This window comes from Amycolatopsis rubida, from assembly GCF_900115345.1.
Classification (GTDB): domain Bacteria; phylum Actinomycetota; class Actinomycetes; order Mycobacteriales; family Pseudonocardiaceae; genus Amycolatopsis; species Amycolatopsis rubida.
In genome coordinates this window covers 599,048-624,804 of sequence record NZ_FOWC01000002.1, presented here as the reverse complement: position 1 = coordinate 624,804, position 25,757 = coordinate 599,048, and the positions used below count along the sequence as shown (strand labels likewise).

Genomic DNA, 25,757 nt, shown 5'->3' with positions numbered 1-25,757 from the left:
GGGAGGAGCCCAGTGGCCGCGCTGGTACTGACCGAGGGTGCGACCTTCGCGCCCCCTGGCGCCGAAAGCTTTGAGCTGCCGCCGTTGTTCGGCTTCGTCACGAAGCCGATGCTTCTGGTGGTGCTCTCGGTGATCATCATCGCGGGGTACTTCCTGCTGGCGACGCGCAAGCTGAAGACGGTCCCGACCAAAGGCCAGTTCGTGGCCGAGGGCATCTACGACTTCGCGCGCAACAACATCGCCCGCGAGCAGATCGGCTCGAAGGACTTCCAGCGCTTCGTGCCGGTGATCTTCGCGTTGTTCACCTTCATCCTGCTGAACAACCTCTACGGGGTCATCCCGTTCCTGCAGTTCCCCACCATGGCGCGGTTCGGGTTCCCGATCGCGTTGTCGGTGCTCGTGGTCTACCCGATGTACCACTACGTCGGGATCAAGAAGCACGGCCTCGGCGGGTACTTCAAGAAGGAACTCGCTCCGGCCGGCGTCCCCGGCCCGGTGCTGCCGCTGTACGCGCTGATCGAGTTCGCGGAGAAGTTCTTCCTGAACCCGCTCACGCTCGCCATCCGTGTTTTCGCGGCCATGTTCGCGGGACACCTGATCCTGGCGGTCTTCACCCTCGGCGGCACCTTCCTGCTGACCGAGACCTCGAGCATCGCGCTGAAGCCGGTGTCGCTGGTGGCGTGGATCTTCGCCATCGGCCTGACGTTCCTGGAGGCGTTCATCCAGTGCCTCCAGGCGTACATCTTCGCCCTGCTGTCCGCGGGGTACATCGGCGCCGCGCTGGCGTCGGAGCACTGAGAACACCTCAAGACCCCGATCCGCGTGAGTGCGCGGACCGAAGTGAAGGGAAACGCACGTGAGCAACATCGTTCTGGCCCAGGCCGCCGCCGAGACCATCAACCTCAACAAGGGCCTCGCCGCGATCGGCTACGGCCTGGGCGCGATCGGCCCGGGCATCGGTGTGGGCCTGATCTTCGCCGCGGTGATCAACGGCACCGCCCGTCAGCCGGAGGCCCAGAGCAAGCTCCAGGGCATCGGTTACGCCACCTTCGTGCTCACCGAGGTGCTGGCCCTGATCGGTATCGTCATCTACTTCATCGCCTCCGCCTGAGTCGTCCGCTCTCGCGTAAGGAGACGTTGTGCTGAAGACCGAAGCGGTACTCGCATCAGAGAACCCGATCGTTCCGGCGTGGCCGGAAGTGATCCTCGGCATCGTCGCCTTCCTGATCCTGCTGTTCATCCTCAAGAAGTACGTCGTCCCTCGTTTCGAGAAGGCGTACGAGGAGCGGGCGCAGAAGATCGAAGGCGGGATCGAGAGGGCCGAGAAGGCTCAGGCAGAGGCCGAGAAGGCGCTGTCGGAGTACAAGGCGCAGCTGGCGGACGCCCGTTCCGAAGCCGCGAAGATCCGCGACGACGCCCGGCTCGAAGCCGAGCAGATCAAGGCGGAGCTGCGGGAGCAGGCGGAGTCCGAATCCCAGCGGATCGTGGCGCAGGGCCACGCGCAGCTGCAGGCGCAGAAGGCGCAGATCGTCGCCGAGCTGCGGGCCGAAATGGGCCGCAACGCGGTCGAGCTGGCCGGCCGCATCGTCGGCGAGTCGCTCGAGGACGAGGCGCGCCGTCGCGGCACCGTCGACCGGTTCCTCGCGGAGCTGGACACCGCCGGGGCCACCAACGGAGCGGGGAAGTAACCAGAGATGACGCTGCATGCTGCGAGCCGTGAAGCGCTCGACCTCGCCGAGCGTTCGCTCGGCGAGGTGCTGGCCGGAGCGGGCGCCGAACCCGCGAAGGTCGGGGACGAGCTGCTCTCGGTCGTCGACCTCCTCGACCGCGAAATCGGCCTGCGCCGCGCGGTCGGCGATTCTTCGGTCGCTCCGGAGAGCCGCCAGGGCCTGGTCCGCCGCCTGTTCGACGGAAAGCTGAGCGAGCAGGCCCTGAAGGTGCTCGACACCGTGGCGGGCAGCCGCTGGTCCAGTCCCCGCGAGCTGGTGGACGGGCTCGAGTCGGCCGGCCGTTCGGCGCTGCTCACCGCCGCCGAGAAAGCCGGGAACATCGAAACCGTCGAGTCTCAGCTGTTCCAGGTCGCGCGGATCGTCGCGGGCGCCCCGGAACTCGAGGCGGCGCTGTCTGACCTGAGCGCTCCCGCCGACGCGAAGCGGACCCTGGTCCGCGGGCTGTTCGCGGGCAAGGTCGACGCGGTCGTCGAGACCCTGGTCGAGCAGGCCGTGCAGCGCGCCAAAGGGCGCGGCATCGGCAACGCGCTCGACAAGCTGGTCGCGCTGGCCGCGCAGCGGCGCGAGCGCTCGGTCGCGTACGTGACCTCGGCGAACGCGCTCACCGACGAGCAGCGGGCCCTGCTGGGGACCAAGCTCGACGGCATCTACGGGCGGCCGATCGCGCTGCACGTCGAGATCGACCCGGCACTCGGCGGCGGCCTCGTCGTCCGCGTCGGGGACGAGGTCATCGACGGCAGCACCTCCGGGCAGCTGGCGGCGGTGCGCCGCACGCTGAGCCGGGCCTGAGCGGCACTACAGACTTTGCACACTGGACAGAACAGAAGCGAGAGCGGGAACGAAATGGCGGAGCTGACGATCTCCTCGGACGAGATCGCCCACGCGATCGAGAATTACGTCTCGAGTTACGCCCCTTCGGTGGAGCGGGAAGAGGTCGGCGTCGTCGCCGACGCCGGTGACGGCATCGCCCACGTCGAAGGGCTGCCCTCGGCCATGGCCAACGAGCTGCTCGAGTTCCCGGGCGGCGTCCTTGGCGTGGCGCTGAACCTGGACGCGCGTTCCATCGGCGCGGCGATCCTCGGCGACTTCGAGAGCATCGAAGAAGGCCAGCAGGTCAAGCGGACCGGCCAGGTCCTCTCGGTGCCGGTCGGCGACGGCTACCTCGGCCGGGTCGTCAACCCGCTCGGCCAGGCCATCGACGGCCTCGGCGAGATCGAGACCACCGGCCGCCGCGCGCTGGAGCTCAAGGCCGCCTCGGTGGTCGAGCGCCAGCCGGTGGCCGAGCCGCTGCAGACGGGCATCACCGCGATCGACGCGATGACCCCGATCGGCCGCGGCCAGCGCCAGCTGATCATCGGCGACCGCAAGACCGGCAAGACCGCGGTCGCGGTGGACACGATCATCAACCAGAAGGCCAACTGGGAGACCGGCGACCCGAAGAAGCAGGTTCGCTGCATCTACGTCGCGGTCGGCCAGAAGGGCTCCACGATCGCCTCGGTGAAGTCGGCGCTCGAGGACGCGGGCGCGATGGAGTACACCACCATCGTCGCCGCCCCGGCGTCGGACTCGGCGGGCTTCAAGTGGATCGCCCCCTACACCGGCTCGGCCATCGGCCAGCACTGGATGTACGAGGGCAAGCACGTCCTGATCGTGTTCGACGACCTGACCAAGCAGGCCGACGCCTACCGCGCGATCTCGCTGCTGCTGCGCCGTCCGCCGGGCCGCGAGGCGTTCCCCGGCGACGTCTTCTACTTGCACTCCCGTCTCCTTGAGCGCTGCGCGAAGCTCTCGGACGAGCTGGGCGCTGGCTCGCTGACCGGTCTGCCGATCATCGAGACCAAGGCCAACGACGTGTCGGCCTACATCCCGACGAACGTCATTTCGATCACCGACGGCCAGTGCTTCTTCCAGTCGGACCTCTTCAACGCCGGTCAGCGCCCGGCTATCGACGTGGGTATCTCGGTCTCCCGCGTGGGTGGTGCCGCGCAGGTCAAGGCGATGAAGAACGTCGCGGGCTCGCTGCGCATCGACCTGTCCCAGTACCGGGAGCTGGAGGCGTTCGCCGCCTTCGCCTCGGACCTGGACGACGCGTCGAAGGCGCAGCTGGAGCGCGGTGCCCGGCTGTATGAGGTGCTCAAGCAGCCGCAGTACTCGCCGGTTCCGGTCGAGGAGCAGGTCGCCACGGTGTACCTGGGCACGAACGGCTACTTCGACTCGGTCCCGACCGAGGACGTGCGCCGCTTCAACCTCGAGTTCCTCGACTCGGCGCGGCGCAAGCACGCCGAGGTGCTGGGCGCGATCCGCGACACCGGCAAGTTCGAGGACGACACCCGCGACGCGCTGATCGCGGCGGTGAACGAGTTCAAGAAGGAGTTCACCACCTCCGAGGGCAAGCCGCTCGAGTCGAACGCCGACGCGATGGCCGCCGAGAAGGTCGGGCAGGAGACCGTCAAGGTCAACAAGCCCGCCCCGAAGAAGTGAGCTGGTAGCCCATGGCCGCACAACTGCGGGAGCTTCGCTCGCGCATCAAGGCGACGAAGTCGATCGGCAAGATCACCAAGGCGATGGAACTCATCGCCACCGCGCGCATCACCAAGGCGCGCGCGAAGGTCGCCGCTTCCCGGCCGTACGCGGACGAGATCACCAAGGTGCTCTCGGCGCTGGCCGGCGCGGCGGCCAACCTCGACCACCCGCTGCTGGTCGAGCGCCCGAACCCGAAGCGCGCCGCCGTCCTGGTCGTCACCAGTGACAAGGGCCAGTGCGGCGGTTACAACTCCAACGTGCTGAAGGCGACCGAAGAGCTGCTTGCCCTCCTGAAGAAGGAAGGCAAGGAGGTCGACGTCTACACCACCGGCAGCAAGGGCCTGAACTACTACCGGTTCCGCAACCGTGCGGTGGCCGGCAGCTGGACCGGCTTCTCCGACCAGCCGGGTTACCCGGACGCGGTCGCGGCGGCGGAGACGCTGGTGCAGTCCTTCAACGCGGGTGTCGACGACGCCTCTGGCAACGCCGACGGCATCACCGGCGTGGACGAGATCCACGTCGTCTACACCGAGTTCGTGTCGATGCTGACGCAGCGCCCGGTCGCCAAGCGCGTCGCGCCGCTGGAAGTCGAGTACTCCGACGGCGAGGACGAGAAGCCGGCCGGTCTGCTGCCGAGCTACGAGTTCGAGCCCAGCGCCGACAAGCTGCTCTCCGCGCTGCTGCCGAAGTACATCAACACCCGGCTGTACTCCGCGCTGCTCGAATCCGCGGCGTCCGAACTGGCCGCCCGCCGGACGGCGATGAAGGCCGCGTCGGACAACGCGAACGAACTGGTGAACACGCTGACGCGGGAGATGAACCAGGCCCGGCAGGCGCAGATCACCCAGGAGATCTCCGAAATCGTCGGTGGCGCGAACGCGCTCACCGCAGCAGGAAGTGATGATTGATGACCAGTACTGAAGCCCCGCGCGCCAAGGGGCGCATCGTCTCGGTGACCGGGCCGGTCGTCGACGTCGAGTTCCCGCGCGGTTCCGTTCCCGACCAGTTCAACGCGCTCAAGGTCGACATCGAGTTCGAGCAGCTGCGCAAGACGGTGACCCTCGAGGTGGCCGCTCACCTCGGCGACAACCTCGTGCGCACCATTTCGCTGCAGCCCCAGGACGGCCTCGTCCGCGGCGCGGAGGTCACCGACACCGGCGGCCCGATCACCGTTCCGGTGGGCGACAAGGTCAAGGGCCACGTCTACAACGCGCTCGGCGAGTGCCTCGACGAGCCCGGCTACGGCGAGGACCTCGAGCGCTGGGGCATCCACCGCAACCCGCCGCCCTTCGACCAGCTTGAGGGCAAGACGGAGATGCTGGAGACCGGCCTGAAGGTCGTCGACCTGCTGACCCCGTACGTGCAGGGCGGCAAGATCGGCCTGTTCGGCGGCGCGGGCGTGGGCAAGACGGTGCTGATCAAGGAAATGATCACCCGCGTCGCCCGGAACTTCGGCGGTACGTCGGTGTTCGCCGGCGTCGGCGAGCGCACCCGTGAGGGCAACGACCTCTTCCTGGAGATGTCCGAGGACGGCGTCATCAACGACACCGCCCTCGTGTTCGGCCAGATGGACGAGCCGCCGGGCACGCGCATGCGCGTCGCGCTGTCCGCGCTGACCATGGCGGAGTACTTCCGCGACGTCCAGAACCAGGACGTGCTGCTGTTCATCGACAACATCTTCCGGTTCACCCAGGCCGGTTCCGAGGTGTCGACCCTGCTGGGCCGCATGCCTTCGGCGGTGGGCTACCAGCCGACGCTGGCCGATGAGATGGGCCAGCTGCAGGAGCGGATCACCTCGACCCGGGGCCGTTCGATCACCTCGATGCAGGCGATCTACGTTCCCGCGGACGACTACACCGACCCGGCCCCGGCCGCGACGTTCGCCCACCTGGACGCCACCACCGAGCTTTCCCGGTCGGTGTTCCAGAAGGGCATCTTCCCGGCGGTGGACCCGCTGGCGTCGACGTCGACGATCCTCGACCCGGCGATCGTCGGCGAGGACCACTACCGCGTCGCCTCCGAGGTCATCCGGATCCTGCAGAAGTACAAGGAGCTGCAGGACATCATCGCGATCCTCGGCATGGACGAGCTTTCCGAAGAGGACAAGCTGACCGTGCAGCGGGCGCGCCGGATCGAGCGGTTCCTGTCCCAGAACATGCTGGTGGCCGAGGCCTTCACGCAGATCCCGGGCTCCACGGTGCCGCTGGCCGAGACCATCGAGTCGTTCGACCGCATCACCAAGGGCGATTTCGACCACTACCCGGAGCAGGCGTTCCTGGGCATCGGCGGGCTCGAGGACCTCGAAAAGAAGTACCACGAGATCACCGGCAAGTGAGTGCGTGAGACCGGCGGGGGCACTGTCCATTGTGGACATCAGCCCCCGCCGTTCTCGTAACCGAAGCAAGACCTATTACACTCGGTGGTGACACCCCGAGCGAAGGAGTGCTACGTGGCTGAGATGTCCGTGGAGCTGGTTGCCGTCGAGCGCCGGCTCTGGTCGGGTACCGCCACCTTCGTGGTGGCGCAGACCACCGAGGGCGAGATCGGCATCATGCCCGGACACGAGCCGGTGCTGGGCCAGCTCGTCGAGGGTGGCGTGGTGAAGGTGAACACGACGGACGGCGACGTGCTGACCGCCGCGGTGCACGGCGGATTCCTGTCCGTCACCGCGACCGGGGTGAGCGTGCTCGCGGAGAGCGCCGAGCTGTCCGACGAGATCGACGTGGCTGCCGCGAAGGCGGCCCTCAGCACCGGCGACGAGGCGGAGCGGACGAGGGCGACAGCCCAGCTCCGCGCGGCCGGGCAATCGGTCTAAGCGGACTAGACGGGCAGGAGCCGGGCCGTGCAGATCGCTGTCGTGGTGCTAGTGCTCCTGATCGTGCTCGTCGTCGTGGTCGGCTGGTACGGCCAGCGGTGGATCCGGATGCGCCGCGGCGGCGGCGTCAGCGTGGCGCTGCGGTGGCGTCCGGACAGCCCGCGGTCGAGCTGGCATCTCGGCCTCGGCCGGTACGAGGGCGAGAAGTTCGTCTGGTACCGCGTGTGGAGCCTGCGCACCGGCCCGGATCGCGTGTTCCAGCGGGAAAGCATGCAGATCGCCGACCGGCGGGACCCGTCCGGTTCCGAGGCGTACGCGGTGCCCGAGGGCTCGACGGTGCTGCGGTGCGAGTCCTCGGACCAGGAGGCGATCGAGATCGCGATGGGACCGGGTGCGCTGACCGGGTTCCTGTCGTGGCTCGAATCGGCCCCGCCCGGACGACGGCTGCCGCGCGCTTCGTAACCCTGTTCACCTGTCAGCCGATGGCGACAGAGCGGACGATTTCCGTGAACTGCGCGGGTTTCTCCCCGTGCACGTTGTGCCCGCTGTCCACCCGCACGACCTCGACGTCGTGGATCAGCGAGGCGATCCGCTGCGCGTCCTTCGCGTCGATCGCACCTTGCAGGACGCCGTCCCCGCCGTATTTCCAGTTCGCGTGGATGAGGATCGCCGGTGCCTCGATCTTGCGCAGCGTCGCCTCGTGGTCGAAGCCCGCATCCCAGGCACCGGTGTAGAACGCGTCCCCGAAACGCGGGTCGTAGAGCTCGATCGCGCGCTGCATGTCGTTCCAGCTCGGCGGCATGAAGAACACCGTGATCGGCCGGTCCGGATGCTTTTCCCGCCGCTTGAGCCCGGATCGGATGATGCGGTCCGCGCCGTCGCCGAAGAAGTCCCACAGCTTCTGGTGCGCGAAGAGGTAGGCACCCCAGTCGGTTTCGCCGGACTCCAGATAGGCGTGGCAGGCCGAGGCGAGGTCGACCCAGTTCCAGGTTTTCTCCGCCCGCGGCAGCAGGGTGGTGAACAGCGGCGGGTCCTCCAGGACGACCGCCCGGACCAGGTCCGGCCGGTTCCCGGCGAGCCAAGCCGCCAGCTGGCCGCCGGACGAATGCCCGGACACGACGACCCGCGCGCCGATGACCTGCTCGGCGAACCGGGCCAGATCGGCGCCGGCCGCTGTCGCCGTGTACTTCTCCGGCGTCCGCGCGGACTGGCCGTGCCCGTGGACGTCGACCGCGTAGACCGTGAAGTCCCGCGCCAGGTCCGGCAGCACGCACGCGTAGCTCTGCCAGTCGACAGCCTGGCCGTGGACCAGCAGCAGCGGCGGCTTGTCGCCCGCCGGGCCTTGGGCGTAGTGCAGTTTCGAGCCGTTGACCACCACGTCGTGTTCGGTGAATCCGGCTCGCCGGGTGCGGGCCAGCGCCCAGTCGTACATCTTGCGGTTGCGCGCGGCCCAGCCGCCGGCCGCGAGGCCCGCCGCCGCCAGGACAGAGCCGCCTGCCGCGATCAGCCGCCCGGCTGCCACAGGACGTCACCTTCGGGGTTGGCCAGCCGGGCGAGGATGAACAGCAGGTCCGAAAGCCGGTTCAGGTACTTGGCCGCGATCGGGTTCGACGTGTCCGGCTCGGCCTCCATCAACGCCCACGCGGACCGCTCCGCGCGTCGGGAGACCGTGCGTGCCTGGTGCAGGAACGCCGCGCCCGGAGTGCCGCCGGGAAGGATGAACGACGTGAGCTTCGGCAGCCGCTCGTTGAACTCGTCGCACCAGCCTTCGAGCCGTTCCAGATACGCCTCGGTGATGCGCAGCGGCTCGTACGGCGGGTCTTTCTGGATCGGCAGGCACAGGTCCGCGCCGACGTCGAACAGGTCGTTCTGGATCCGGCGCAGCACGCCGGCGATCTCGTCGGTGAGCCCGCCGAGCGCGATCGCCAGGCCGAGCACGGAATTGGCCTCGTCGGTGTCGGCGTAGGCGGACAGCCGGGCCGAGGTCTTGGGCACCCGGGAACCGTCGCCGAGCGCGGTCGTGCCGCTGTCGCCGACCTTCGTGTAGACCCGGTTGATACGAACCACCATACGGTCGACTCTACCGGCCCGGGTTCGGGCAAAACTGGGCGAGAGGGCATGATTGGCGGCCATGAGCGAGCACTTCGACGTGCATGGCGGAGCCCGGCTGGTCGGCGAGGTCGACGTGGTCGGCGCCAAGAACAGCGTGCTGAAACTGATGGCCGCGGCACTGCTGGCCGAAGGCACCACGACCATCACGAACTGCCCGCAGATCCTGGACGTCCCGCTGATGGGCGACGTCCTGCGCAGCGTCGGCTGCGAGGTGGAGATCGAGGGCGACACGGCGCGCATCACGACGCCGGCGGAGCTGTCGCATCGCGCCGATTCGGCGGCGATGGGCAAGCTGCGCGCCTCGGTGTGCGTGCTGGGCCCGCTGGTCGGCAGGCTGAAGCAGGCGGTCGTCGCGCTGCCCGGCGGCGATGCGATCGGCCAGCGTCCGCTGGACATGCACCAGAACGGCCTGCGCAAGCTCGGCGCGACGAGCACCATCGAGCACGGCTGCGTCGTCGCGAAGGCCGAAACGCTGGTGGGCACCCAGATCTGGCTGGACTTCCCGAGCGTCGGCGCGACCGAGAACATCCTGATGGCGGCCGTGCTGGCCGAGGGCACGACGGTGATCGACAACGCCGCCCGCGAGCCGGAAATCGCCGATATCTGCACGATGCTGACCGAGATGGGCGCGAAAATCGAGGGCGCGGGCACCTCGACGCTCACCGTCCACGGCGTCGAGACGCTGCACCCGACCCAACACCGCGTGATCGGCGACCGCATCGTCGGCGCGACCTGGGCGTTCGCCGCCGCGATGACCCGCGGCGACCTGACCGTGCGCGGCGTGAACCCGCACCACCTCGACCTGATCCTGGACAAGCTGCGCCTGGCCGGCGCGGACGTGACCACCTACGACGACAAGGGTTTCCGGGTCGTCCAGCCGGAACGCCCGAAGGCGGTCGACTGGGTGACGCTGCCGTACCCCGGTTTCGCCACCGACCTGCAGCCGTTCGCGGTCGCGCTGTCGGCGGTGTCCGAGGGCACGTCGATGATCACCGAAAACGTGTACGAGGCCCGGTTCCGGTTCATCGAAGAGATGATCCGGCTGTCCGGTGACGCCCGCACGGACGGCCACCACGCGGTGGTCCGGGGCGTGGAGAAGCTGTCGAGCGCGCCGGTATGGGCGTCGGACATCCGCGCGGGAGCCGGGCTGGTGCTGGCCGGGCTGTGCGCGGACGGCGTGACCGAGGTGTGGGACGTGTTCCACATCGACCGCGGGTATCCGCATTTCGTGGAGAACCTGAACCGGCTCGGCGCGCGGATCGACCGGGTGACGGGGGAGCCGGAGCGGGCTTGAGCGATGGCTGGTGAGTGTTTGTGCCGGTGAGAACCGGCACAAACACTCATGAGCATTTCAACGCCCGCACCACCACATCCGTCACCCGATCCACATACCCCTCCTCCGCCGGAACCCCGCGCACAATCAACCGCCAGTAAACAATCCCCGCCCCCATATCCAGCGCCAGCTCGAGATCGGTGTCCGCCGGGATCTCCCCGCGCTCGATCGCCCTGGTGAACACTGCCCGGTTGATCGCCCGCCGCGGCTCGCCGATTGTTTCGCGGGCGAATTCGGCCATTGCCGGGTTGCGGCGGGCTTCCGCGATCAGCCCGGGGAAGATCCGCGAAAACCGCGGATGCGTGATCCATTCGCAGAGCGCTTCCAGCGTGGCCCGGATATCGCCGCGCAGGCTGCCGGTGTCCGGATCCACCGCGCGCGCCACGCTGAATTCCGCGATGACCGCGCCGATCATTTCGTCTTTCGACGGCCAGCGCCGGTATAGCGCGCTTTTTCCGACCCCCGCGCGTTTCGCGACCGCTTCCATCGACAGCCTGCCGAAGCCGACCTCGGCGAGTTCGTCGATCACGGCTTCGGTGATGGCGTGCGTGACGTCGGGCTGCAGAACGGCAGCCCCGGTCGGCGTCCGGCGGGTTGTCATGCGGTCAGCATAGCGTGTGGACGAGACGGTCCCGTCCCGTGTACGTTGACGTCGAGACGATACCGTCTCGTCCGTTCCTGAGGAGGGGCTCGATGACACTCATCGATCACGCGCTCGACCTGCTGGTCGAGCACGACATGGCCGGATTCCTGCAGTTGTTCGCCGAGGACGCCGTGACCGAGTTCCCGTTCGCCGCGCCCGGCAGGCCTGAGCGCATCGAAGGCCGCGCGGCCCTGGCCGAGTACCTGCGCGACTATCCGAACCTGCTCGACCACCGCGAGATCGTCGCGAAGACCGTGCACCAGACGACCGATCCGGAGATCTCGATCGCGGAGTTCGAGCTGGCCGGGATCGCGGTCGCCACCCAGAAGCCGTACCGCCTGCGCTATGTCGTGGTGCTGACTGTCCGCGACGGCCTGATCCGCCGCTACCGCGACTACTGGAGCCCGCTCGCCGTGACCGACGTGCTCGGGGTGCCGGGTGTCTGACGTCCTCGTGCTCGGCTCGACGGGCACCACCGGCAGCCGCGTCGCGCGCGGGCTCGAAGCCGCTGGCCTACGGCCGCGCGCCGCGACTCGTAACCCCGTCAAGCCAGGCCAGATCCGGTTCGACTGGGACGAGCCCGCGACGTACGGTCCGGCGCTGGACGGGGTTTCGGCGGTCTACCTGATCGCGCCGGTCGGGGCCGATCCGCAGCCGCTCGTCAAGGAGTTTCTTCAGTACGCGCCGGACGCGCGGGTGGTCTTGCTCAGTTCGTCCGCCGTGGACGAACACACCCCGGTGCTGGGCGGGCTGCCCGGGTTGGTCCGTCGTCAGCCGGGCTGGGCGGTGCTGCGGCCGTCGTGGTTCATGCAGAATTTCACCGCCGGGCAGCTGCTCGGCGACAGCGCCCGTGCGGGCCGGATCGTGACTGCGACCGGCGACGCCAGGGTGGCGTTCGTGGACGCGGGCGACATCGCCGCGGTAGCCGTCCGCGCGCTGCTCGACCCGGAACCGCACAACACCGACCACCTCATCACCGGTCCGCGCGCGCTCAGCTACGCCGAGGCCGCCGAGATCGTCGGGAAACGGCTCGGGCATCCGGTCGTGCACGCCCCGGTTCCCACCCGTGAGTACCAGCAATTCCTGGTCCGCGACGGCCTCCCCGAGTCGTACGCCGAAATGCTCGCCTTGCTGGACGAGGCGATCCGCGGCGGCGCCGAGGACCGCGTGACCGACACCGTCGAGCGGGTCGCCGGACGTCCCGCCCGTGATTTCCGCACCTTCGCGAAAGAGGAGATCCGATGAAGCCGCTGCTGTTCGAAGACGACCCGCAATTCTGGTTCGAAACCCTGATCGCCCTTGGCGAGACCGCGTACGGGGGCGCGGATTTCGGCGAGGTCGTCGCGATCGCGTCGAACATCAAGTCCGGTGACTACGACAGCTGGCACGACGCGTGGCTCGCCGGTGCCGAGCGGCTCTACGCCGAAGCGGCCACCATGCACCCGGTCAGCGCGCGCGACGCGTACCTGCGCGCCTCGACGTACTACCGCCGTGCCGAGTTCTTCTTGCACGGCAACCCGGAAGACCCGCGAATCAACTACGCCTACGAGCGCAACGTCGAGTGTTTCCAGCGCGCGGTGGAGACGATCGACGACGTCGAACGGATCGAAATCCCTTACGACGGCCACGTCTTGCGCGGCTACTTCTACCGCGCTCCCGGCGACGGTCCGAAGCCGCTTCTGGTGGTGCACAACGGTTTCGACGGCAGCGCCGAGGACCTGCACTTCATGGGCGCGACTGCGGGGCAGGAACGCGGCTACCACGTGCTGACCTTCGACGGCCCCGGCCAGCCCAGCGCCGTCCACCGCGACGGAATGCGGTTCCGCCCGGACTGGGAGCACGTCGTCGGCCAGGTGCTCGACTACGCCCTCGCTCTGCCCGGCGTGATCCCGGAGAAGGTCGCCCTGATCGGCTGGAGCCTCGGCGGAATGCTCGCGCCGCGCGCCGCCGCGTTCGAACCGCGGCTGTCGGCTGTCGTCGCGGTGGACGGGCTCTTCGACGCCGGTGCGGTTTTCGTGCAGCAACTCCCGTGGGACCGCGACGAGATCGTCCGTCGCGCGAACGCACCGGAGGATCCTGAGCTGGACGCCTTTCTAGCCGGGGCGAAGGAGCAGAGCCCGACCGTCCGCTGGGCACTGGGCCACGGCCGCTACGTGATGGGCGGCGCGTCTGATCGCGAGTTCCTCGCGAAGTACCTCGAATACAACCTCTACGACGGCGTGGCCGAGCGCATCACGTGCCCGGCGCTGATCTGCGACGCCCCGGAGGACCTGTTTTTCACCGGTCAGCCGCAGCAGCTGTACGACCGGATCAGCGGCCCGAAGAAGCTGCTGAACTTCACCGCGGAGGAGGGTGCGGACGCCCACTGCCACGTGGGTGCCATGCGGTTGGCGAGCGGGCGGATTTATGACTGGCTGGACGACGTGCTGTGAGCGGTCGTGAGTGTTTATCCCGGCTCTCACCGGGATAAACACTCACGAGGATTCCAGGGCCAGCGCCGCGCCGAACCCGACCAGTGCGGTGCCGGTCACCCCGTCCAGCGCGCGGCGGACCTTGCGACGGCTGAGCCACGCGCGGACCCGGTGCACGAAGAACAGCAGGACCAGCAGCCAGATCGTGCCCAGCACGGCGACCGTGTACGCGAGCACCAGCGCGTCCCAGGTCGTCGTGCGCACCGGGTCGAGGAACTGCGGCAGCACCGACAGGTACAGCACCAGCACCTTGGGGTTCGTGATGTTCGAGAGGAACCCTTCGCGCCACCGCCGGAAGCCGCTGGTGCGCTTGCGCTGAGTGTCGGCGACTGCGTCGTAGTTGCCGCGCCACGCGCCGCGCAGTGCCTGGAAGCCGAGGTACAGCAGGTACGCCGCGCCGAGCCACTTGAGCGTGAGGAACACCGGCTGCGAACGGGCGATGACGACGCCCAGTCCGAGCGCCGCCGCGGTGCCCTGAACCGCGTTGCCGGCGAAGATGCCCGCCGTCGCCAGCAAGCCGCCGCGCGCCCCGCCGGACAGCGCGTTCTTCAGCATCACCATCGTGTCCGGCCCCGGCGCGAGCACGATGAGGACCACGATCACCAGATAACTGCCGTACCCGCTCCACGTCACGTCTGACCACGGTAGATCCCGGATCGGCCGACGTCTCGCGGATTTCCGTCACAGTGCTTTCGGCCGACCGGGCGAACCGGACGGCGTGCACTCTTCGGGAGCGAGGAGGGCCTCATGTACCCGCTGGCCGAAGGCGAACAACTGCTCTGGTCCGGGCGGTCGAACCTTCACGGTTACGTCGTAGGGACGGCGGCCTTCGCTGCGCTCGGCGTCGTCGCCAGTTCGAAATACGGCGCGCATTTCGAGATCTTCGTGCTGTGCCTAGCTTTGCTGGGGACGGCGCTCGGGCTGAGGACAGAGCGGAACCGGCAGCGCAAGAGCCTGGTGGGCGTCCTGACTTATCTGGTGACCGACCGCCGGATCGTGTTCGTCGCCGAGCGGCCGTCAGGTGTCGAGTTTCGCTGGGCGTGGTTCACCGAGCTTCGCACGCCGCGAGTGCACGACTACCGTGACGGCACTGGCACCGTCGACTTCCATCCGACCCTCAGCGAGTGGCTCCGGGACCAGAAGTACCGGGCGCAGCAGTCGGCCTGCCGATGCTGCCTGAGCTGGTGGCTATCGCCGACCCGGCCCACGTCGCCGAGCTGATCGCCCGGAACGCTCCGCGTGCCCCGGTCGTTGGGTGAAATATGCTGCTGACCTTGCTGGGTCTCTCGCTGCCGGTCGCCACCATCGCGCTGCTGATCGTCGGCGGGTGGGAGCTGCGCCGGAAGAAGAAGCCGTCCCGGCTCAAGGCGCGGCTGTCCTCGACGTACCTCGACGAGGTCACCGCGTTCCTCTACGGCACCAAGCGCAATGAGCTCGAACACCGGGATTCGGTGGAGATGACGCTTGAGGAGGACGCGCAGGGAGCGCCTCCGCTGGGTACCGTCGACCTCGACCGCGGGGTAGTGGTCGTCCGGCCCGGCGCGTCACCCGGGCGTGGCCGAATCCACTCCGCCGATTAAGTTACCGGCGGGTACACTCGGACGGTCGTCTCGGCGAAGAGAGGTGCACCGTGCCGTACCCCACCGACCACGAGCGCGACCGGCCCTGGGTGATGCGCACCTACGCGGGTCATTCGTCCGCCGCCGCGTCCAACGAGCTGTACCGGCGGAATCTCGCCAAGGGGCAGACCGGGCTGTCGGTCGCCTTCGATCTCCCGACGCAGACCGGCTACGACCCGGACCACGTGCTCGCGCGCGGCGAGGTCGGCAAGGTGGGCGTGCCGGTGTCGCACATCGGCGACATGCGGCAGCTGTTCGACGGCATCCCGCTGGCCGAGGCGAACACCTCGATGACCATCAACGCGCCCGCGATGTGGCTGCTCGCGCTGTACGTCTCGGTGGCCCGCGAACAGGCCGAGGCGCAGGGCCGCGACGTCGACGAGGTGCTGGCCAAGCTCACCGGCACCACGCAGAACGACATCATCAAGGAGTACCTGTCGCGCGGCACCTACATCTTCCCGCCGGGGCCGAGCCTCCGGCTGATCACCGACATGATCGCGTGGACCGTGCACCACGTGCCGAAGTGGAATCCGATCAACATCTGCAGCTACCACCTCCAGGAGGCGGGCGCGACGCCGACGCAGGAGGTCGCGTACGCACTGTGCACCGCGATCGCCGTGCTGGACGCGGTGCGCGACTCCGGCCAGGTCGACCAGGCCGACATGGAGAAGGTCGTCGCGCGGATCTCGTTCTTCGTCAACGCGGGCGTCCGGTTCGTCGAAGAGATGTGCAAGATGCGCGCGTTCACGCAGCTGTGGGACGAACTGACGCGCGAGCGCTACGGCGTCGAGAACCCGAAGGCGCGCCGGCTGCGGTACGGGGTGCAGGTGAACTCGCTCGGGCTGACCGAGGCGCAGCCGGAGAACAACGTCCAGCGGATTGTGCTGGAGATGCTGGCAGTGTCGTTGTCGCGGGGTTCGCGGGCTCGGGCGATTCAGCTGCCTGCTTGGAATGAGGCGCTGGGGTTGCCCCGGCCGTGGGATCAGCAGTGGGCGTTGCGGATGCAGCAGGTGCTCGCGTTCGAGACGGATTTGCTGGAGTACGAGGATATTTTCGACGGGTCGCATGTGGTGCGGGCGAAGGTCGAGGAGATTGTTTCCGGGGCTCGCGAGGAGATCGCGCGGGTGCAGGATCTTGGCGGCGCGGTGGCTGCGGTCGAGAGCGGCTACATGAAGTCGCAGCTGGTTTCGTCGCTCGCGGAGTATCGGCGGGGGATGGAGAACGGCGAGCGGGTTTTGGTGGGGGTCAACAAGTTCGAGACCACTGAGCCGTCGCCGTTGCAGGCTGAGGGCGCCAAGGCGATCGAAACCATTGATCCGGCGGTGGAGAAGGCCGCGGTCGCCTCGGTGGAAAAGTGGCGCGAGGAACGGGACAACGCCGCGGTGGCGGAGGCGCTCGCCGCGCTGAAGGCGAAAGCGTCCACTTCGGACAACCTGTTCGAGGCCACTGTGGACTGTGCGCGAGCGGGCGTGACGACCGGGGAATGGTCGGGCGCGCTGCGCGAGGTGTTCGGGGAATACCGGGCGCCGACGGGCGTTTCCGCGGCCTCGGCGGCCGGGCAGGGGGATCCGGAGCTGGAGCGCGTCCGGGAACTGGTTCGCCGCACCGAAACCGAACTGGGAGAGCGGCTGCGGATTCTCGTCGGGAAACCCGGTCTGGACGGGCATTCCAACGGTGCCGAGCAGGTCGCGGTGCGCGCCCGCGACGTCGGGTTCGAGGTGGTCTACCAGGGCATCCGGCTGACCCCGGACCAGATTGTCGCGGCCGCGGTGCAGGAAGGCGTGCACGTCGTCGGGCTGTCGGTGCTGTCCGGGTCGCATCTGGAGGTCGTGCCGCTGGTGGTCGACGGCCTGCGGGCGGCTGGGGCCGGGGATATTCCGGTTATTGTGGGTGGGATTATTCCTCCTGATGATGCTGCCCTGTTGACTGAGCGGGGGATTGCTCGGGTGTTCACGCCCAAGGATTATGAGCTGACGGACATTATGGCTGGAATTGCGGAGTTGGTTCGGGAGCGGCACGGGTTGGGCGGGGGCTAGCCCGGCGAGACCAGCGGGTCGTGAGGGGAACCCTCCGGAACTCTGATTCCCTCAGGGTTCCCCTCACGGAATGTGGCGAGGATTTCCTTGGTGGACTTGATCTTCGCGAAACCGTCGCCATGGAGGTTCGTCGCGGTCGCGCGATACAGCTCGTCGGCGGTCATGGTGGTGCCGTCCGGGCCTTCCAGATCGAAGGTGAAGGTGGCGTCCAGGGCGAAAGTGACTTCGTAGCCCAGGTTCCCGCCCATGCGTGCGGTGGTTTCGCAGCAGAAGTTGGTTTGGATTCCGGCCAGCACGAAGCTGGTGATGCCGCGGGTCTTGAACCACGCGTCCAGGTCGACGTCGCCGAGGAAGGCGGAGTTGACTTTCTTGCCGAAGAGCAGGTCCGGGCGGGCGCCGTCGAGTTCGGGTGTGAAGTCGTTGCCGGGCTGGCCGGGACGCAGCGGCGAACCGGGCGTGGTCGAATCGTGGTGCACGAGCACGACCGGGTCGCGCCGGTCCTGCCAGGCTCGCAGCAGGGCCTTCATGTTCGCTTCCGCGCCGGGGTTGTTGCGCGGTCCCCAGAACTCGGCGTCGTCGAATCCTCGCTGGACGTCGATCAGCAGCAATGCGGTAGTCATGGCCTCGATTCTGTCCGGGGGAGCGCACGGCGGGGAGTGGCACAAGATGCGCGATACGATACTTTTCTGCCATGTCTACGATCGGGGTGCTGCTTCTGCCGGGCAGCCGGATGTTCGACCTCGCGGTGATCGCGGAGGTGTGGGCTCAGGACCGCACTGACAGCGGTATCGGTCCGTTCGCGGTGCGCGTGTGCGCACCGGGGCGAGAGCGGACGCGGGTGTCGCCGTTCGGCGAAGTCGTCGCCACGCATGGACTTTCCGGCTTGGCCGACTGCGATCTGGTCCTTGCCCCGGGTCGGGACGATCCGCTGGCTGAAGTGCCCGCCGTCGCTCGTGCCGCACTTCGCCGCGCTCATCGCGCCGGTTCGACGGTGGCCGGGCTGTGCTCCGGAGCTTTCACCCTCGCCGCCGCCGGGCTGCTCGACGGCCGCCCCGCCACCACGCATTGGCGCGACCTGGACGCACTCGCGACGGCCGCGCCAGCCGCAGACCTTCGTCGCGACGTGCTCTACACCGAGCAGGACGGGGTGCTCACCTCGGCGGGTGTCGTTGGCGGTCTTGATCTTTGCCTGCATCTGGTGCGTCGTGATCATGGGGCGGAGGTGGCCGCGCGGCTTGCCCGGCGTCTGGTGATGCCGCCGGTCCGGGAAGGCGGGCAGCGGCAGTACGCGGAGGCTCCGTTGCCCGCCAGCGCTTCCCGGCCAGGGATCGCGTCCACAATGGACTGGGCACTGACTCGGCTCGCGGACGAGATCGGGGTGCCGGATCTGGTCGAACACGCGGGGATGAGTGCTCGGACCTTTCATCGCGAGTTCGCTGCCGCGACGGGGAGCACGCCTGGGCGGTGGCTGCTCGTCCAGCGGGTGCGGCACGCGCGGCGGCTGCTGGAGACCACGGATCTGCCGGTCGCCCGGGTGGCCGAGCGGGCGGGGCTCGGCAGCGCCGCGAACCTGCGGCGCCGGCTGCGGGCGGAGGTCGGGGCCGGGCCGGATTCGTATCGGCGCACTTTCCGCATCCCGCCGGTCGGGGTTACGGTCGGGGCATGGGCGAGTACGAGCACCTCCTCGTGAAGCGGGACGGGGACACGGTCACCATCACGATGAACCGCGCGGCGCGGCGCAATTCGCTGTCCGCCGAGCATCTCGGCGAGTTGCTCGCCGCGTTCGGCGAGGCGGGCGAGTCCGACGCGACCGGCATCGTGCTGGCCGCCGCGGGACCGGTCTTCTCCGCCGGGCACGACTTCGGCGACGTCGCCGCCCGTGACCTCATGGGGGTGCGCGAGCTGCTCACCCTGTGCACGACGCTGATGCGGACGATGGAATCGGTGCCGCAGGTGGTGATCGCCCGGGTGCACGGCCTGGCGACGGCCGCGGGGTGCCAGCTGGTGGCGTCGTGCGATCTGGCGGTCGCGGCGGAGTCCTCGGGATTCGCGCTGCCCGGCGGCAAGGGCGGCTGGTTCTGCCACACGCCCGCGGTGCCGGTGGCGCGCGCGATCGGCCGGAAACGCCTGATGGAACTGGCCTTGACCGGCGACGTGATCGACGCGGCGACGGCGCTGGACTGGGGCCTGGTCAACCGCGTAGTCCCGGACGACTCCCTGGACGAGGCGGTCGCCGACCTGCTCGGCCGCGCGACCCGCGGCAGCCGGGCCAGCAAGGCGATGGGGAAGCAGACCCTGTACGCGCAGCTGGACCGCCCGGCAGCGGACGCGTACGCGATCGCCGTCGAGGTGATGGCGTCGGCTTCGCAGCTGCCGGGGGCGCGGGAGGGGATGGCGGCGTTCCTGGAGAAGCGCAAACCCGACTGGACGGATTGACCAGCTATCGTCGGTGAGGGAATCAGATTCCCTCAGGGTGACCCGCACGGACTTCTGGCGAGAAGCCTCGGGCGGTCAGCGGCGTTCGTGCAGCAGCAGCAACGTATAAGCCGCCACCGTCTGCGCGTCCGAGATCTCCCCGGTGGAGATCATCTTCTCCACCTCCGTCCGGCTGAACCACGCCGTCCGCATGTCCTGTTCTTCCAGCTCCCGCTCCGGCGCGCCCTCGGTGAGACCGGTCGCCAGGTACACGTGCCCGCGCTGGCTGGCCAGCCCGGGCGCGACGTCCAGCATCCCCAGTTCCGTGAACGCCGAGGCCCGCAGTCCGGTCTCCTCCCGCAATTCCCGCTGGGCCAGTTCGACGGGCGGGGTCTCGGCGAGATCGGGCGCGGTGCCCTGCGGGAATTCCCAGCGCCGCATCCCGAGGGGATAGCGGAACTGCTCGACCAGGTGCAGCCGGTCGCCGTCGAGGGGAATGACCAGTGCGTAGGTCGGTTTGTCGACGACGCCGTAGATGCCGTCGCTGCCGTCGGCGCGGCGGATGGCGTCCTCCCGCACCGTCATCCAGTTGTTCCGATACACCTCGCGGGTCGCGACACGCTGAATGGGGTCCACCTCGCCAGTATCGCCGAGCCTGTCCTACCCTCGGCGGGTGCGTCTCGTGCTCCCTTCCCAGCAAGCCAGCCCGCTCCGTGCGGGGCGGGTCCGATGAGGCTCGTCGTCGCCCGGTGCCAGGTCGACTACGTCGGCAGGCTGACCGCGCATCTCCCGATGGCCAACCGCGTCCTGATGGTGAAGGCCGACGGTTCGGTGCTCGTGCACTCCGACGGCGGCTCCTACAAGCCGCTGAACTGGATGTCGCCGCCGTGCTGGCTGATCGAGGACCCGGACGTCTGGACGGTCCAGAACAAGGCAGGCGAGAAACTCGTCATCACCATCGACGAGGTCATGCACGACCTGAAGCACGACCTCGGCGTCGACCCGGGCCTGCAGAAGGACGGCGTCGAAGCGCACTTGCAGGAACTGCTCGCCGAGCACATCAAAACCCTCGGCGACGGCTACACCCTGGTCCGCCGCGAGTACCCGACCGCGATCGGCCCGGTCGACATCATGGCCCGCGACGCCAGCGGCGGTTCGGTCGCGGTGGAGATCAAACGCCGCGGCGAGATCGACGGCGTCGAGCAGCTGACCCGGTACCTCGAACTCCTCAACCGCGACCCGCTGCTGGCCCCGGTGCAGGGCGTGTTCGCGGCGCAGGTGATCAAGCCGCAGGCGCGCGTCCTCGCCGAGGACCGCGGGATCCGCTGCGTCGTCTTGGACTACGACGCGTTGCGCGGCACGGATTCGGACGAGTTCCGGCTGTTCTGATTGACCAGTCGCAACAATTTGTCACGACCAAAGTTAATCCGCGCAGGTGTTGCACCAAGCTGATCGCCGCGGGTCGACGCGGCGGCTGGCGTAGCCGTGGGCGCGCAAGCCCGTGACTGTGTCGGGGTTCGTCGTTGCCGAACGCGACGAGATCGCCGTGGTGGGGGCGTATCCCTTGGATATGGTCAGTGGCTGGCGATATGCCAGGCACGCTTGCCGTCGGGGTGGTCGAACCACACGGTGTGCATCTCGCGGGTGACGGTGAGCCCGAAACGGTTCCAGCCGGGCTGACCGAGCTCAGTCCATGTGTCGTGGGCGTTCTCGACGAGCTGCCAGAGGCGGCGGAGCCCGCCTTCGGCGACCTCATGCTGTCCGTTGTCAGAAGCCAGGGCGATTTCGGCCCAGGAGCCGTCCGGGGTGGCCATCCAGCACGCAGTCGGCGCGGTGTCGCTGCGCACGGGAACCGCGCCGCTCTCGGGAAGGGTGTAACCGTAGGAGATCCCGGGGCCGAGGTCGAACGAGGCGAGGAACCAGACCAGCAGCGACGTCCACGGGGTGTTCGGGTCCAAGCTGGTGGTGCGGTGCTCGGCCTGGCCGTGGTCGCGCTCAACCTGGAATCCGGCGGGGTTGTCGCCCGCTGTGTGGCGCAGGTCCATGAAAGCCGCGTAGGTCGGGTCGAACCGGCCTTCCGCGCGGTCTTCGGCGGTGCGGGTGAGGCGGACGAGGCTGCCGGCGCCGGGCGCGGGTTTGAGGTCGGTCAGGATCACTCCGCCGGGCCGGACCTGCTCGATCCAGGCCCACGGGATCGCGGGGACGGCGCAGGTGGCGATGATCGCGTCGAACGGCGCGTGCTCCGGCAGTCCGGCCGCGCCGTCGCCGACGCCGAGGGTCGGGTGGTAGCCGAGTTCGGCCAGCCGCTGGCGGGCCAACTCGACGAGGTCTGCTTCGACGTCGACTGAGCAGACCTGCTCATCGCCGAGCCGGTGCGCCAACAAGGCGGCGTTGTAGCCGGTGCCGGTGCCGACTTCCAGCACCCGCGCCCCGTCGGCGAGGTTCAGGGCTTCGATCATGCGGGTCATCAACCCTGGCTGGGTCGACGACGACAGCACCGTCGTGCCGCCGGTCGCGGTCCGAGCGAGCGAGGTGATCAGCACCGTGTTGGAGTAGACGGCGGCGAGGTCGTCGACGCTGGTGCGCTGTGCCCAGCTGCCGTCCGGGGTCTGCTGGTGGTAGGTGGGCACGAACGCGTGCCGGGGAACCGCCCGGACCGCCTCGGCCAGGCGCGGGTCGGTGAACTTGCCCGCCGCGGCCAACTCGTCGGCGAGCCGTTGCGCGTGCGGCTCCCACTCGGCGTCAGCCGGGGTGTTGGTCGTGATCACGGGCGTCCCCTTGGGTGGGTGAGCAGGTCGGCCAGTGCCGTGGTGATCGGTGCCCCGGTCTGGGCTTCCAGCCAGCCGTACTGGCCGGACGAGTTACTTTCGAGGAACCAGAATCGGTCCTTCGCGATCGCGAAATCCACTGCGGCGTAGGCCAAACCCAGGGTATTCAGGTAGCGGCGCAGCCCCTTCTCAACCTCCGGGGGTGTGTCGACGAGTTGGTAGCGCAGCGCGGCGAAATCGGCCCGCCAGTCCACGTGGGCCGCCGGTGAGTCCGCGGTGATCGCGATGGTGACCATGCGCTCGCCGATCACGATCACCCGTGCTTCGCGGGTCTTGTCCACCCAGCGTTGCAGCTGGGTCGCGGTCGAGGCCACCCCGTCCAGCTCGTCGAGGTCGGTTTCGTCGAGACGGCGGGTGTAGGCGATCTTGAGCTGGCCACCTTCGGTGATGGTGTTCGGGCCGAACGACTTGCAGATCGTGGTGGCGGCGCCGTGTTCGCGGGCGAACCGGGAAGCGGCCGCGGGCGAGTTGGTGACCAGGGTCGGGGCGATGCGCAGCCCGCAAGCGGCGGCGGTGGCGAGTTGGAGGGGTTTGAACATCGCGTCCGCGGCCCGGTTGGGGTGGTTGACCCAGAGCGCTGGCAGCGCGGCGAGGACGCCGCCGAAGCCGAGCCGTGCCTCGCGGTGGGCGTAGGCGCGCTCGACCTCGGTCAGCGTCGCCGGGAACGCGAAGGCCGACGGGTCGCGATACCAGATCGAGGCGATGTCCTCCAGGTCGACGGCACGGTGCTCGGTGAACAACACCCCGCGCCAGCGGCCGTCGCCGTCGAGGCGGGCCTCCAGCGACAGGTGCCGAGGGAACCAGGCGGTGTCCGCCCGGAACACCTCCACTCCGCGCTGATCGAGCTCGCGAACGACGGCGTCGACCGGGGCGTCGGCCTCCTGGGCGAAGATCACCACGGTTCCCGGCGGGTTGGTCATGATTCTTCCCAGCCCCAGTTCTCCTCCGGGCCCTCGTCGCCGTCGGTGGAGGACTTGGTCTTCCAGTCCTTGCCCATCGTTTCGATCAGCGGACGGCCGCGCTCGTCGACGGCGACCTGCTGCTCGGGGCAGTAGCGAAACTCCCGCCGCACCGGCGTCTCGACCGGCGTCGCGCCATGCAACCCGAACGGGCGGGTCGTGTCCGGTCCGGGCTCGTCGGCGACCGCGGGCTGGTGCACCAGGTAGCGCAGGCTCGCCGAGGACAACGGATTCGCGCCCGGCTCCGGCTCGGCGGCTTCGAGGGTGGTGGTCATGATCTTCGGGCTCCTTCCCGCCGGATGGTGGCCGGCGTTGGTGCGGCGTGGTCCCGGCCGGCAGGACCACCGTGTTCGGGGAGGCCGCGATGCGGCGTTCCGGCCGGCCGATCCGGCGGGAGGTCGGGGCCTGCTGCCGCCGAACCGGATGCCTTCGACGCTAGGAACGCGCCGACCAGGTGAGAAGCCCGCTGTGCCAGGTGTGCACAGGGTGTGCCAATCACGCAAATCTTCATGCGTGCGTGGTGGAGCGACTACGGTAGGTAGGACAACACGTGCGCGAAGTTCGGGGGTGCGCTGTGCCGGACTGGTGGCCACCCGCCCTGTGGGACGCCGCCCGCCGAGGCGAGCACGCCACCGTGCTGCGCCTGGCCCGCGAGGAACGGGGCTGGTCGCAAGGCCAGCTCGGAGAGCGGTTCGGTTGCTCGGCCTCGACGGTCTCCCGGTTCGAGAACAGCCGCCGAGGGCTGCGAGACGTCGCGGTGCTGCGCCGCTTCGCCAGCATCCTCGACCTGCCCGCCGAAGCGTTCGGCCTCACCGGGGCCGATCGTGGACGGCCTGCCTCCCCCGCCTCGACCGCACTGGCTTCTAAGGTGAGCATCGACCTGAGCCAGGAAGGGGATGATCCGGTGCGACGACGCGCGTTCCTGCTCGCCGCGGGCCTGGCCGGAACCGCGGTCGCCTCCCCGAACGCGCTCGCCGCCGACGGCATGGAAGTCGATCCGGCGGCGTTCCTTGCCCAGCGTCTCGACGGCATCCTGCTGGGCACCACTGCCGGATCAGCACGCCCCGCGCCGATCAGCACGCTCCAGACGGTGCTGACCACCGCGCGGACCGACTTCCGCGCCTGCCGTTATGTCGACCTGGCCGCGCGGCTGCCGGAACTGATCACCACCGCCGAAACCACGCACCAGCAGACCGGTGATCCCGCCGCAGCGGGCCTGGTGGCGCAGGCATACAACCTCGTCACGCGCGCGCTGATCAAGCTGGAGGCCAGCGGCCTGGAATGGGTCTCCGCCGACCGGGCGCTGCGCGCCGCCGCCGGTGCCGACGATCCCCTCGCTCTCGCGGAGGCGCAGCGTCTACTCGGCTCCGCGTGCCGTCGGGCCGGACATCACGATCGCGCCCAAACCCTCACCATGACCGCGGCCGACCAGCTCGACGTCGGCGGGAAAGCCCCCGATCCGCGGCACCTGGCCTTGCATGGAGTGCTGATGTGCTCGGCCGGGTATGCCGCCGCCCGCGCCGGCGACCACGACCGCGCCACCGACCTTCTCGCCGACGCCGACGCCACCGCCGGCCGGCTCGGTGACCATCCCGCGCAGCAGCAGGCGCTGACCGCGAACGTGGTCAGCCACCAGGTGTCCGCCGACTACGTGCTCGGCAACGCCGGTGCCGGCCTGTATCACGCCCAAGCCGCGCAACTCGGGCAGTTCCCCGACACCGAACGCCGCGCCCGGTTCCTCGTCGACGTCGCCCTGTGCTTCGCCCAATGGAACAAACCCGGCCGGGCGTATCAGACCTTGCTCACCGCCGAACGCACCGCGCCCGGCGAAGTCCGCACCCGTGCCACCGTCCGCCGCCTTGTTAGCGACCTGCTCCACCACCCCCAGCAAGCCAGCCTGCCGGGCCTGCGCCAACTGGCCTCCCGGACGCACGCACTGGTGTAAGACGAACCTCTCGCGTCGTCTGCTCGCCCGCGCTGGGCTGGACGATTGATCTCCGTCTCCAAACGGGACGGGTCGCCGTCGGCTGCCCTCTGATTTGCGGACGCGGCCGCGCAAACGCTCGATCTCTTCGCGCTGATTGTGGTGGTCGACCACGAGCGCGGCGACCTCATGCTTCGGTGTGCGCACCAGCGCGTCGAGTTGGGCTTTTTCGCTCTGCAAGGTCGCGATCCGCGCGGCCAGGTCATCACGTTCCCTGATGAGCCGGGAAACCATGGCCACGGCCGGCGGGGCCCCTCAACTCCGGCGGCGAAGGCGTACGACAGGTACT

General features: G+C 68.9%; 29 protein-coding genes. 20 read left to right on the top strand and 9 right to left on the bottom strand.

Going from position 1 to position 25,757, the window contains the following annotated elements; genetic code table 11:
* Positions 1–12 precede the first annotated feature (12 nt).
* The 9 genes from atpB (at position 13) to BM362_RS11855 (ending at position 7,530) form a co-directional block, all read left to right on the top strand.
* Complete coding sequence (gene atpB, locus BM362_RS11895; protein WP_067576346.1) at positions 13–798, top strand: F0F1 ATP synthase subunit A; 786 nt, start codon at positions 13–15, stop codon at positions 796–798.
* A gap of 58 nt (positions 799–856) precedes the next feature.
* Positions 857–1,111, top strand: a complete 255-nt coding sequence (locus tag BM362_RS11890; protein WP_009082593.1) for an ATP synthase subunit c family protein — start codon at positions 857–859, stop codon at positions 1,109–1,111.
* A gap of 28 nt (positions 1,112–1,139) precedes the next feature.
* Positions 1,140–1,688 carry a F0F1 ATP synthase subunit B gene (locus BM362_RS11885; protein WP_067576347.1) on the top strand — a complete coding sequence of 183 codons (549 nt, stop codon included), beginning with the start codon at positions 1,140–1,142 and terminating at the stop codon, positions 1,686–1,688.
* A gap of 6 nt (positions 1,689–1,694) precedes the next feature.
* Entirely contained in the window at positions 1,695–2,519 is an 825-nt protein-coding gene (locus BM362_RS11880; RefSeq protein ID WP_067576348.1) for a F0F1 ATP synthase subunit delta, read from the top strand.
* A 54-nt stretch (positions 2,520–2,573) separates the two neighbouring features.
* Positions 2,574–4,211: a F0F1 ATP synthase subunit alpha gene (gene atpA / locus BM362_RS11875; protein ID WP_067576349.1), complete on the top strand. Its 1,638-nt coding sequence runs from the start codon at positions 2,574–2,576 to the stop codon at positions 4,209–4,211.
* 11 nt (positions 4,212–4,222) lie between these two features.
* Positions 4,223–5,161: a F0F1 ATP synthase subunit gamma gene (locus BM362_RS11870; protein WP_067576350.1), complete on the top strand. Its 939-nt coding sequence runs from the start codon at positions 4,223–4,225 to the stop codon at positions 5,159–5,161.
* The gene (gene atpD, locus BM362_RS11865) at positions 5,161–6,588 is read left to right on the top strand and encodes a F0F1 ATP synthase subunit beta (protein ID WP_067576351.1); all 1,428 of its coding nucleotides are present in this window, start codon (positions 5,161–5,163) and stop codon (positions 6,586–6,588) included. Before BM362_RS11870 ends, atpD begins: the two co-directional genes overlap by 1 nt.
* Before the next feature lie 114 nt (positions 6,589–6,702).
* On the top strand, positions 6,703–7,068 hold the full coding sequence (locus tag BM362_RS11860) for a F0F1 ATP synthase subunit epsilon (protein WP_009082582.1): 366 nt from the start codon (positions 6,703–6,705) through the stop codon (positions 7,066–7,068).
* A gap of 27 nt (positions 7,069–7,095) precedes the next feature.
* Positions 7,096–7,530, top strand: a complete 435-nt coding sequence (locus BM362_RS11855; RefSeq protein WP_037815359.1) for a DUF2550 domain-containing protein — start codon at positions 7,096–7,098, stop codon at positions 7,528–7,530.
* Between the two features lie 13 nt (positions 7,531–7,543).
* Here BM362_RS11855 and BM362_RS11850 read toward each other — a convergent pair whose 3' ends face one another.
* Complete coding sequence (locus tag BM362_RS11850; RefSeq protein ID WP_093573141.1) at positions 7,544–8,590, bottom strand: alpha/beta fold hydrolase; 1,047 nt, start codon at positions 8,588–8,590, stop codon at positions 7,544–7,546.
* A complete protein-coding gene (locus tag BM362_RS11845) occupies positions 8,572–9,138 on the bottom strand; it encodes a cob(I)yrinic acid a,c-diamide adenosyltransferase (RefSeq protein WP_093573140.1) in 567 nt (188 codons plus the stop codon). Before BM362_RS11845 ends, BM362_RS11850 begins: the two co-directional genes overlap by 19 nt.
* 61 nt (positions 9,139–9,199) lie before the next feature.
* On the opposite strand from BM362_RS11845, the gene murA reads away from it, so the two are divergent.
* Entirely contained in the window at positions 9,200–10,474 is a 1,275-nt protein-coding gene (gene murA / locus BM362_RS11840) for a UDP-N-acetylglucosamine 1-carboxyvinyltransferase (protein ID WP_067576354.1), read from the top strand.
* Between the two features lie 46 nt (positions 10,475–10,520).
* On the opposite strand, the gene BM362_RS11835 is transcribed toward murA, so the two are convergent.
* A complete protein-coding gene (locus BM362_RS11835) occupies positions 10,521–11,114 on the bottom strand; it encodes a TetR/AcrR family transcriptional regulator (protein ID WP_093573139.1) in 594 nt (197 codons plus the stop codon).
* Positions 11,115–11,206: 92 nt separating this feature from the next.
* Here BM362_RS11835 and BM362_RS11830 point away from each other — a divergent pair, with 92 nt between their 5' ends.
* The 3 genes from BM362_RS11830 to BM362_RS11820 are packed head-to-tail and all read left to right on the top strand — an operon-like array spanning position 11,207 to position 13,588.
* Positions 11,207–11,602 carry a nuclear transport factor 2 family protein gene (locus tag BM362_RS11830; RefSeq protein ID WP_067576356.1) on the top strand — a complete coding sequence of 132 codons (396 nt, stop codon included), beginning with the start codon at positions 11,207–11,209 and terminating at the stop codon, positions 11,600–11,602.
* Positions 11,595–12,401 carry an NmrA family NAD(P)-binding protein gene (locus tag BM362_RS11825; protein ID WP_093573138.1) on the top strand — a complete coding sequence of 269 codons (807 nt, stop codon included), beginning with the start codon at positions 11,595–11,597 and terminating at the stop codon, positions 12,399–12,401. Before BM362_RS11830 ends, BM362_RS11825 begins: the two co-directional genes overlap by 8 nt.
* Positions 12,398–13,588 carry an alpha/beta hydrolase family protein gene (locus BM362_RS11820; protein ID WP_093573137.1) on the top strand — a complete coding sequence of 397 codons (1,191 nt, stop codon included), beginning with the start codon at positions 12,398–12,400 and terminating at the stop codon, positions 13,586–13,588. Before BM362_RS11825 ends, BM362_RS11820 begins: the two co-directional genes overlap by 4 nt.
* Positions 13,589–13,630: 42 nt before the next feature.
* Here the strand turns inward: BM362_RS11820 and BM362_RS11815 are convergent, their stop codons facing one another.
* On the bottom strand, positions 13,631–14,260 hold the full coding sequence (locus tag BM362_RS11815) for a LysE family translocator (RefSeq protein ID WP_067593817.1): 630 nt from the start codon (positions 14,258–14,260) through the stop codon (positions 13,631–13,633).
* 114 nt (positions 14,261–14,374) lie between these two features.
* Here BM362_RS11815 and BM362_RS11810 point away from each other — a divergent pair, with 114 nt between their 5' ends.
* The 3 genes from BM362_RS11810 to BM362_RS11800 are packed head-to-tail and all read left to right on the top strand — an operon-like array spanning position 14,375 to position 17,282.
* Positions 14,375–14,848, top strand: a complete 474-nt coding sequence (locus BM362_RS11810; protein WP_093573136.1) for a hypothetical protein — start codon at positions 14,375–14,377, stop codon at positions 14,846–14,848.
* Positions 14,849–14,889: 41 nt separating this feature from the next.
* Positions 14,890–15,207, top strand: a complete 318-nt coding sequence (locus tag BM362_RS11805; protein ID WP_338080371.1) for a DUF6191 domain-containing protein — start codon at positions 14,890–14,892, stop codon at positions 15,205–15,207.
* Between the two features lie 50 nt (positions 15,208–15,257).
* A complete protein-coding gene (locus BM362_RS11800; RefSeq protein WP_093573135.1) occupies positions 15,258–17,282 on the top strand; it encodes a protein meaA in 2,025 nt (674 codons plus the stop codon).
* Here BM362_RS11800 and BM362_RS11795 read toward each other — a convergent pair.
* Entirely contained in the window at positions 17,279–17,902 is a 624-nt protein-coding gene (locus tag BM362_RS11795; RefSeq protein ID WP_093573134.1) for a cysteine hydrolase family protein, read from the bottom strand. The two genes, BM362_RS11800 and BM362_RS11795, sit on opposite strands and share 4 nt — an antisense overlap.
* A 71-nt stretch (positions 17,903–17,973) precedes the next feature.
* On the opposite strand from BM362_RS11795, the gene BM362_RS11790 reads away from it, so the two are divergent.
* Positions 17,974–18,972 carry a GlxA family transcriptional regulator gene (locus BM362_RS11790; RefSeq protein ID WP_093573133.1) on the top strand — a complete coding sequence of 333 codons (999 nt, stop codon included), beginning with the start codon at positions 17,974–17,976 and terminating at the stop codon, positions 18,970–18,972.
* Positions 18,945–19,718, top strand: coding sequence for an enoyl-CoA hydratase-related protein (locus BM362_RS11785; protein ID WP_093573132.1), 774 nt, complete (start codon positions 18,945–18,947; stop codon positions 19,716–19,718). Before BM362_RS11790 ends, BM362_RS11785 begins: the two co-directional genes overlap by 28 nt.
* 75 nt (positions 19,719–19,793) lie before the next feature.
* On the opposite strand, the gene BM362_RS11780 is transcribed toward BM362_RS11785, so the two are convergent.
* Positions 19,794–20,333, bottom strand: coding sequence for an NUDIX domain-containing protein (locus BM362_RS11780; protein WP_067593805.1), 540 nt, complete (start codon positions 20,331–20,333; stop codon positions 19,794–19,796).
* Between the two features lie 93 nt (positions 20,334–20,426).
* Here BM362_RS11780 and nucS point away from each other — a divergent pair, with 93 nt between their 5' ends.
* Complete coding sequence (nucS, locus tag BM362_RS11775) at positions 20,427–21,086, top strand: endonuclease NucS (protein WP_067593802.1); 660 nt, start codon at positions 20,427–20,429, stop codon at positions 21,084–21,086.
* A gap of 185 nt (positions 21,087–21,271) precedes the next feature.
* Here nucS and BM362_RS11770 read toward each other — a convergent pair whose 3' ends face one another.
* The 3 genes from BM362_RS11770 to tgmA are packed head-to-tail and all read right to left on the bottom strand — an operon-like array spanning position 21,272 to position 23,759.
* A complete protein-coding gene (locus BM362_RS11770) occupies positions 21,272–22,465 on the bottom strand; it encodes a methyltransferase domain-containing protein (RefSeq protein WP_093573131.1) in 1,194 nt (397 codons plus the stop codon).
* Positions 22,462–23,445 carry an ATP-grasp ribosomal peptide maturase gene (gene tgmB / locus BM362_RS11765; RefSeq protein ID WP_093573130.1) on the bottom strand — a complete coding sequence of 328 codons (984 nt, stop codon included), beginning with the start codon at positions 23,443–23,445 and terminating at the stop codon, positions 22,462–22,464. Before tgmB ends, BM362_RS11770 begins: the two co-directional genes overlap by 4 nt.
* Positions 23,442–23,759 carry a putative ATP-grasp-modified RiPP gene (tgmA, locus tag BM362_RS11760; protein WP_067593792.1) on the bottom strand — a complete coding sequence of 106 codons (318 nt, stop codon included), beginning with the start codon at positions 23,757–23,759 and terminating at the stop codon, positions 23,442–23,444. The genes tgmB and tgmA overlap by 4 nt, the downstream gene beginning before the upstream one ends.
* Before the next feature lie 275 nt (positions 23,760–24,034).
* On the opposite strand from tgmA, the gene BM362_RS11755 reads away from it, so the two are divergent.
* Entirely contained in the window at positions 24,035–25,429 is a 1,395-nt protein-coding gene (locus BM362_RS11755; protein WP_244287122.1) for a helix-turn-helix domain-containing protein, read from the top strand.
* Positions 25,430–25,757: the final 328 nt, after the last annotated feature.

Excerpts from the sequence above, each read along its gene's own strand:
- murA (WP_067576354.1), top strand. The coding sequence starts at position 9,200 with ATGAGCGAGCACTTCGACGTGCATGGCGGAGCCCGGCTGGTCGGCGAG.
- nucS (WP_067593802.1), top strand. The coding sequence starts at position 20,427 with ATGAGGCTCGTCGTCGCCCGGTGCCAGGTCGACTACGTCGGCAGGCTG.
- BM362_RS11785 (WP_093573132.1), top strand. The coding sequence starts at position 18,945 with ATGGGCGAGTACGAGCACCTCCTCGTGAAGCGGGACGGGGACACGGTC.
- BM362_RS11805 (WP_338080371.1), top strand. The coding sequence starts at position 14,890 with ATGCTGCTGACCTTGCTGGGTCTCTCGCTGCCGGTCGCCACCATCGCG.
- BM362_RS11880 (WP_067576348.1), top strand. The coding sequence starts at position 1,695 with ATGACGCTGCATGCTGCGAGCCGTGAAGCGCTCGACCTCGCCGAGCGT.
- atpA (WP_067576349.1), top strand. The coding sequence starts at position 2,574 with ATGGCGGAGCTGACGATCTCCTCGGACGAGATCGCCCACGCGATCGAG.
- BM362_RS11820 (WP_093573137.1), top strand. The coding sequence starts at position 12,398 with ATGAAGCCGCTGCTGTTCGAAGACGACCCGCAATTCTGGTTCGAAACC.
- BM362_RS11845 (WP_093573140.1), bottom strand. The coding sequence starts at position 9,138 with ATGGTGGTTCGTATCAACCGGGTCTACACGAAGGTCGGCGACAGCGGC.
- BM362_RS11795 (WP_093573134.1), bottom strand. The coding sequence starts at position 17,902 with ATGACTACCGCATTGCTGCTGATCGACGTCCAGCGAGGATTCGACGAC.
- BM362_RS11810 (WP_093573136.1), top strand. The coding sequence starts at position 14,375 with ATGTACCCGCTGGCCGAAGGCGAACAACTGCTCTGGTCCGGGCGGTCG.
- BM362_RS11830 (WP_067576356.1), top strand. The coding sequence starts at position 11,207 with ATGACACTCATCGATCACGCGCTCGACCTGCTGGTCGAGCACGACATG.
- BM362_RS11870 (WP_067576350.1), top strand. The coding sequence starts at position 4,223 with ATGGCCGCACAACTGCGGGAGCTTCGCTCGCGCATCAAGGCGACGAAG.
- tgmB (WP_093573130.1), bottom strand. The coding sequence starts at position 23,445 with ATGACCAACCCGCCGGGAACCGTGGTGATCTTCGCCCAGGAGGCCGAC.
- BM362_RS11790 (WP_093573133.1), top strand. The coding sequence starts at position 17,974 with ATGTCTACGATCGGGGTGCTGCTTCTGCCGGGCAGCCGGATGTTCGAC.
- BM362_RS11835 (WP_093573139.1), bottom strand. The coding sequence starts at position 11,114 with ATGACAACCCGCCGGACGCCGACCGGGGCTGCCGTTCTGCAGCCCGAC.
- tgmA (WP_067593792.1), bottom strand. The coding sequence starts at position 23,759 with ATGACCACCACCCTCGAAGCCGCCGAGCCGGAGCCGGGCGCGAATCCG.
- atpD (WP_067576351.1), top strand. The coding sequence starts at position 5,161 with ATGACCAGTACTGAAGCCCCGCGCGCCAAGGGGCGCATCGTCTCGGTG.